Source organism: Alteromonas alvinellae (genome assembly GCF_902705805.1).
Genome location: NZ_CACSIH010000100.1, coordinates 1 through 4,591, shown reverse-complemented (window position 1 = coordinate 4,591; position 4,591 = coordinate 1). Strand labels below are relative to the sequence as shown.

Genomic DNA, 4,591 nt, shown 5'->3' with positions numbered 1-4,591 from the left:
TTAAACCGGGCTCTGCCAACTCTCCTGAAGTGCTGCGTATCTTAATGATTTATGTGGGACTGTAAAGCACTAATTTTAACATTTTTACTCAAACGACCAATTGATAATCAAAGTGTTCAAAATTTAATTGCTCTCGTTTAACGCAGCCGGTATCCAATCAGGTGGCACTGACGCGGCAATGTGAAGCGCTGGTCAATCACACCATATAAACATGCTTGCAGGTTTGGTTAGAAGCGTTAAAGACAGGGCTTTATCAGCTGCTCTATTATTAACACCATAACAAACATGGAGAGGGAGAAGGTGCTCTTCTCTAGGATGGGCGTATCGCGCATCCGGCGCGCTGTACCATTCAACAAGACGAGCTTTTCGTTCATTCTCGCTGTAGGCACTGGTCTGCATAGTTGTCTGAAGCCAGTTATTAAAGCGCGTTGCTTTTCGCATTGCATCATCGGAGCTATCAAAAAAACCCTGCATATTATGAAAAGAAGACCCCGAGCCCAATACTAAAATATTCACTTCGTCCTTTCCATCACTATTTACAGGCTCTATCCCGAGTTCAATAGCTTTCCTAATTGCCTCCCCCAATAACACATGCTTTTCCGAATTCAAATCAGACGTGATGGATAGTTGAATACAAGGCACATCGGCACTGGGGTACATAATACTTAGGGGAATGAACATTCCATGATCGAAACCGCGTGCCCTATCCTCCCGTGCAGCAATGCCTTGTTCTGCTAAGCGCTTTAGTAATAAAGTTGCGAGCGCTACTTCTCCTTTGGCCGGATATTCAAGGGAATACGCCTCTTTAGGGAAGCCATAATAGTCATAAATCAAGGAAGGTTCTGGGTGAGTAGTTACACAGACTTCAGTATCTTCCCAATGGGCACTAATCACTATGACTGCATCAGGTTTGGGTAAATCTGTTGATAATGCTTTGAGCGCTTCAATCATTTCAATGTGATAGGCAGGCGTTCTCGCCTCTCCTACTGACTGCATTTCAAGAAGTGGAAGCGGCCCTCCACCATGAGAAATATAAGCGGTGTTAATTCGCACTGACGGGTGCGTTTGCGTTCGCTGTTGCATAAAAACCATACCTTGTTAGATGTAGAGAATACCATTCCTGCGTTCCCACGCGTCGCTAGGAAACTTACCAGCGTCTTCTGAGTGGGCAATTATCTACGCGGATTGATATAAGGGCTCCATAGCCATTGAAACCGGCGCATTTTGGCCGGTTTCGTTAGTCGTCGAAATATCACAACCGCTATTTATCAAGCTTGTGACTAATAAGAGAGTCGATTGAAAATTTACCGCCACCTTGAATAGCTAGCGCACCTGTTGCAGCAAGTAGCGTTAGTGCAAACTCGTAACCGTTGTTAGTCATAAATAAACCGTTTGCTGCATGTACACTAAAAATCGCAATCACCATTGTGAATGCACTCACTAAAGCGGCTGGGCGTGTTAGAAAACCTATAATAAGTGCTAGCCCGCCAAAAAACTCAGCGCTGCCGGCCAGCAATGCCATTAAAAAGCCTGGCGCTAAACCAATGCTTTCCATCCACTGACCTGTGCCTTCTAGTCCATAACCACCAAACCACGCAAAAAGCTTTTGTGCGCCGTGTGCAGTAAGAATAATGCCCACAGGCACACGTAAAACCAAACTAGAAATACTGCTGTTAGAAGTAAAAATGTTTTTCAGAAATTGCTTGTTCATTGTTGAATCCTCAAAGTCTCTCGTAATTGAAAGTGTCATATCTAAAAAGTGATGAACGCTCCGCCTGACTTCATTGAGTTGGCACAGCGCTAACCTGATGCATATAGAGTAGTTACCAACACCTATTGAATAAAGCGGTTAAATATTGAATGATTACCAACAATTTGTTGTTTATAGAGACGTATGGCTAAACGATGGATAAATTATCGCTACTGAAAACCTTCTGCGTTGTTGCGAATGAAGGCAGTTTTACAAAAGCTGCAGAAAAGCTAGACACGTCAAATCAACTCGTAAGCAAGTATGTTGCCGAATTAGAGAAGCAACTTGATACGCGTTTATTCAATCGCACTACAAGAAAAATTCACCTAACCGAGGCTGGTCAGCAGTGTTTGCAACATGCAAATCATATTCTAGAAAGCGTAACCGATATGGAAAGTCAGCTTGGGTTGCTCAATACGGAAGTAAAGGGAGTTCTGCATGTAAGTGCCCCTGTCTCTTTCTCAACATTACATTTAGCGAGTGCACTCAGTGCGTTTCAACAAGCACACCCTCACGTATCGATAAACTTGCAGCTAAACGATAGAAAGATTGATGTGATAGACGAAGGGTTTGATGTAGCAATACGTGCAGGTCACCTAGCTAACTCGTCGCTGGTGGCCAAGAAAATCACAACGATAAAGCTGGCCCTGTGCGCTTCACCAGCCTACCTGGAAAAATATGGCACACCGCAACATCCAGCCGAATTAAAACCAGAACACTATCTTGAGTACTCCTACGTCAACTATGATAACGATAAATCAGTGCTTATTGCGGCGCTTAAAGCAAATGCCCAGACTGTGACGCCCAAGCTAACCGCCAATAATGGAGAAGTCCTAACCAATGTAGCAAAGCAGGGTGAAGGTTATGTACTTCAACCTACCTTTATTGCCGGTGAAGCGCTCAAAAACGGGGAACTCGTGTCCATACTGGACGATTTCGTACCGCAAGCTATCTCTTTGTATGCGGTCTATCCTCATCGTAAGCTCATTTCTAATAAGCTAAGGGTTTTCATTGACTTTTTATCAAGCTATTTTGAAAGTACGCCCTACTGGGACAAGTAAATTGCGGTACGCGTAACGCTTAATTTATATAGTAGAAACATAACTTGAGTGGATGAGGGATATCAGCTTAATAAATTAAATAAAAACGGCGTGGAGAAACACCTCCGACGCCGTTCGCGTAATAGCATATTTGGTTTCAGTAACTTAAACTTTAAAAGAGTAACCTTACCCTTAAGCCCTCATCACATTCTGAAGGTTTCCATAATCGCGGGCACACCCGGGAACATACCAATTAGTGCCATAACGGTACATAGCACCAAAAACGTAATTCCTGGAATTAGCCAACGCCCTGCTTTGCCGAGCTCTCCAGCTCTATCTTTACACCCAACGAGCCCCAAATTATCCAAAAGCATGGTAAAAGACCATCCGAATACCGGATTAACTAATACAGATGAGATCACTACCAATGCGGCAGATTGCGTCGTTTTACCTTCACGCGTCATTTGCATACCGGCTTCCATAAGCGGCAGAAAGACCCCAACAATAAGCGCTACGCAAAGCACTGGCGGCCAAATTGCTAAATCCATGGGGTAACCCCAAAGTGCCGCTACAACGCATAAAAAGCCAGTAACTAATGCACCACCGGGTATGGGTCTGCGCGCGATTGAAGCCGGAATAATGTAGGTCCCCCACGAAGATGAGATATTCCCCCCTCCCAGTAGGCTTCCCACTGCCTGACGACTAGATGCAGCAATCATGGTGTCATCTATATTCATGTGCGCTCGTTCACTTTTTTTAGGGTAGCTAAGCTTTTGGAAGACTTGATGACCTAAGAAATCTGGCGACCACATAGACACAGCCAGCACAGCAAAAGGCAGCACAGCAATGAAATGTGACCAGTCTGGCAGGCCCAGTTTCCAACCTGTGTCTTCCCCCCACCAATAAGCAGGGTTCAAGTTAGGCATACCCGGCGACGTTGTGAACTCAAATGGCGCACCGAAGGAAAACGCAATGACCGCCGCCATCACCGCACCAAGCGGAATGGCTAGCCAGCGCTTTTGAATATGCTCTAGCCATGCATACATTAAGATAGTGGCAATGATCACCACGAAGGCTAAGTAAGCCATATCGAAGCTTTCTGCCCACGCAAAGAGTTTCTTCACCTGGCCTGTGATGCCAATAAACCCTAAGTACAACAGCAGCCCACCGCATACACCGTTACTGGTTAGCCTGGCTAGCACACTGCCGCCCTTCGTTATTCCTAAAATAAAACCAAATAGTCCAATGAGTAGACCGAGCGCCATGGGATGGCCGCCAGATGCAACAATAAGGGGTACCAAGGGCAGTAAGGGGCCGTGTGTACCTGCTAAATTAGCTGACGGGTTCAGAAAACCGGAAATCAGAACAACGAACAAGACTGCTGCAATGAGTAATTCAAAGCGCACGTTTTCAATAACAAACTCAGGAGATAGCCCTAGCGGTGCTGCGAATGCACCTACTACGGCGGCAACCATAACGATTTTTCCTATGGTCGCCGCCATGCCTGGCACAAAGTCTTCCCACTCAACGCGGTAGTCTTTACCAGGCAGGTTCAACCGCCAACGTTTTGGAGAAAGTATTTGAAGTTCGTGATTTAAATATTCGTCTCTTGATTTAAAACTACTGCTCGGTTTGTGAAGATTTTGATAAGAAGAACTTTCTTGTGACACATAACACCTTTAGATTGCGCGGAAGAAAAGCGCAAGCCTAAACATGTGAACGGAATGTAACAATGCGACTGTGGTCTTATACGAAAGTCTAACGTGGTAGACGGGCATAAAAAAAAACCCGCAACAATGTG

Annotated in this window: 4 protein-coding genes; 1 reads left to right on the top strand and 3 read right to left on the bottom strand. The window is 45.1% G+C overall.

The features are described from left to right. Window positions 1–192 precede the first annotated feature (192 nt). Both ACX5KA_RS06625 and ACX5KA_RS06620 read right to left on the bottom strand, forming a co-directional pair. The gene (locus ACX5KA_RS06625) at window positions 193–1,083 is read right to left on the bottom strand and encodes a DODA-type extradiol aromatic ring-opening family dioxygenase (RefSeq protein ID WP_049588233.1); all 891 of its coding nucleotides are present in this window, start codon (window positions 1,081–1,083) and stop codon (window positions 193–195) included. A gap of 178 nt (window positions 1,084–1,261) precedes the next feature. Then, window positions 1,262–1,711, bottom strand: coding sequence for a DoxX family protein (locus tag ACX5KA_RS06620; RefSeq protein WP_039234693.1), 450 nt, complete (start codon window positions 1,709–1,711; stop codon window positions 1,262–1,264). Between the two features lie 194 nt (window positions 1,712–1,905). Here ACX5KA_RS06620 and ACX5KA_RS06615 point away from each other — a divergent pair, with 194 nt between their 5' ends. Further along, on the top strand, window positions 1,906–2,811 hold the full coding sequence (locus ACX5KA_RS06615; protein ID WP_049588235.1) for a LysR family transcriptional regulator: 906 nt from the start codon (window positions 1,906–1,908) through the stop codon (window positions 2,809–2,811). A gap of 182 nt (window positions 2,812–2,993) precedes the next feature. Here ACX5KA_RS06615 and ACX5KA_RS06610 read toward each other — a convergent pair whose 3' ends face one another. After that, window positions 2,994–4,460 carry a DUF3360 family protein gene (locus ACX5KA_RS06610; protein WP_014949618.1) on the bottom strand — a complete coding sequence of 489 codons (1,467 nt, stop codon included), beginning with the start codon at window positions 4,458–4,460 and terminating at the stop codon, window positions 2,994–2,996. Between the last annotated feature and the right edge of the window lie 131 nt (window positions 4,461–4,591).

What these genes read in the sequence shown, in the direction of transcription:
- ACX5KA_RS06625 (WP_049588233.1), bottom strand. Translation starts at nt 1,083, where the DNA reads ATGCAACAGCGAACGCAAACGCACCCGTCAGTGCGAATTAACACCGCT.
- ACX5KA_RS06620 (WP_039234693.1), bottom strand. Translation starts at nt 1,711, where the DNA reads ATGAACAAGCAATTTCTGAAAAACATTTTTACTTCTAACAGCAGTATT.
- ACX5KA_RS06615 (WP_049588235.1), top strand. Translation starts at nt 1,906, where the DNA reads ATGGATAAATTATCGCTACTGAAAACCTTCTGCGTTGTTGCGAATGAA.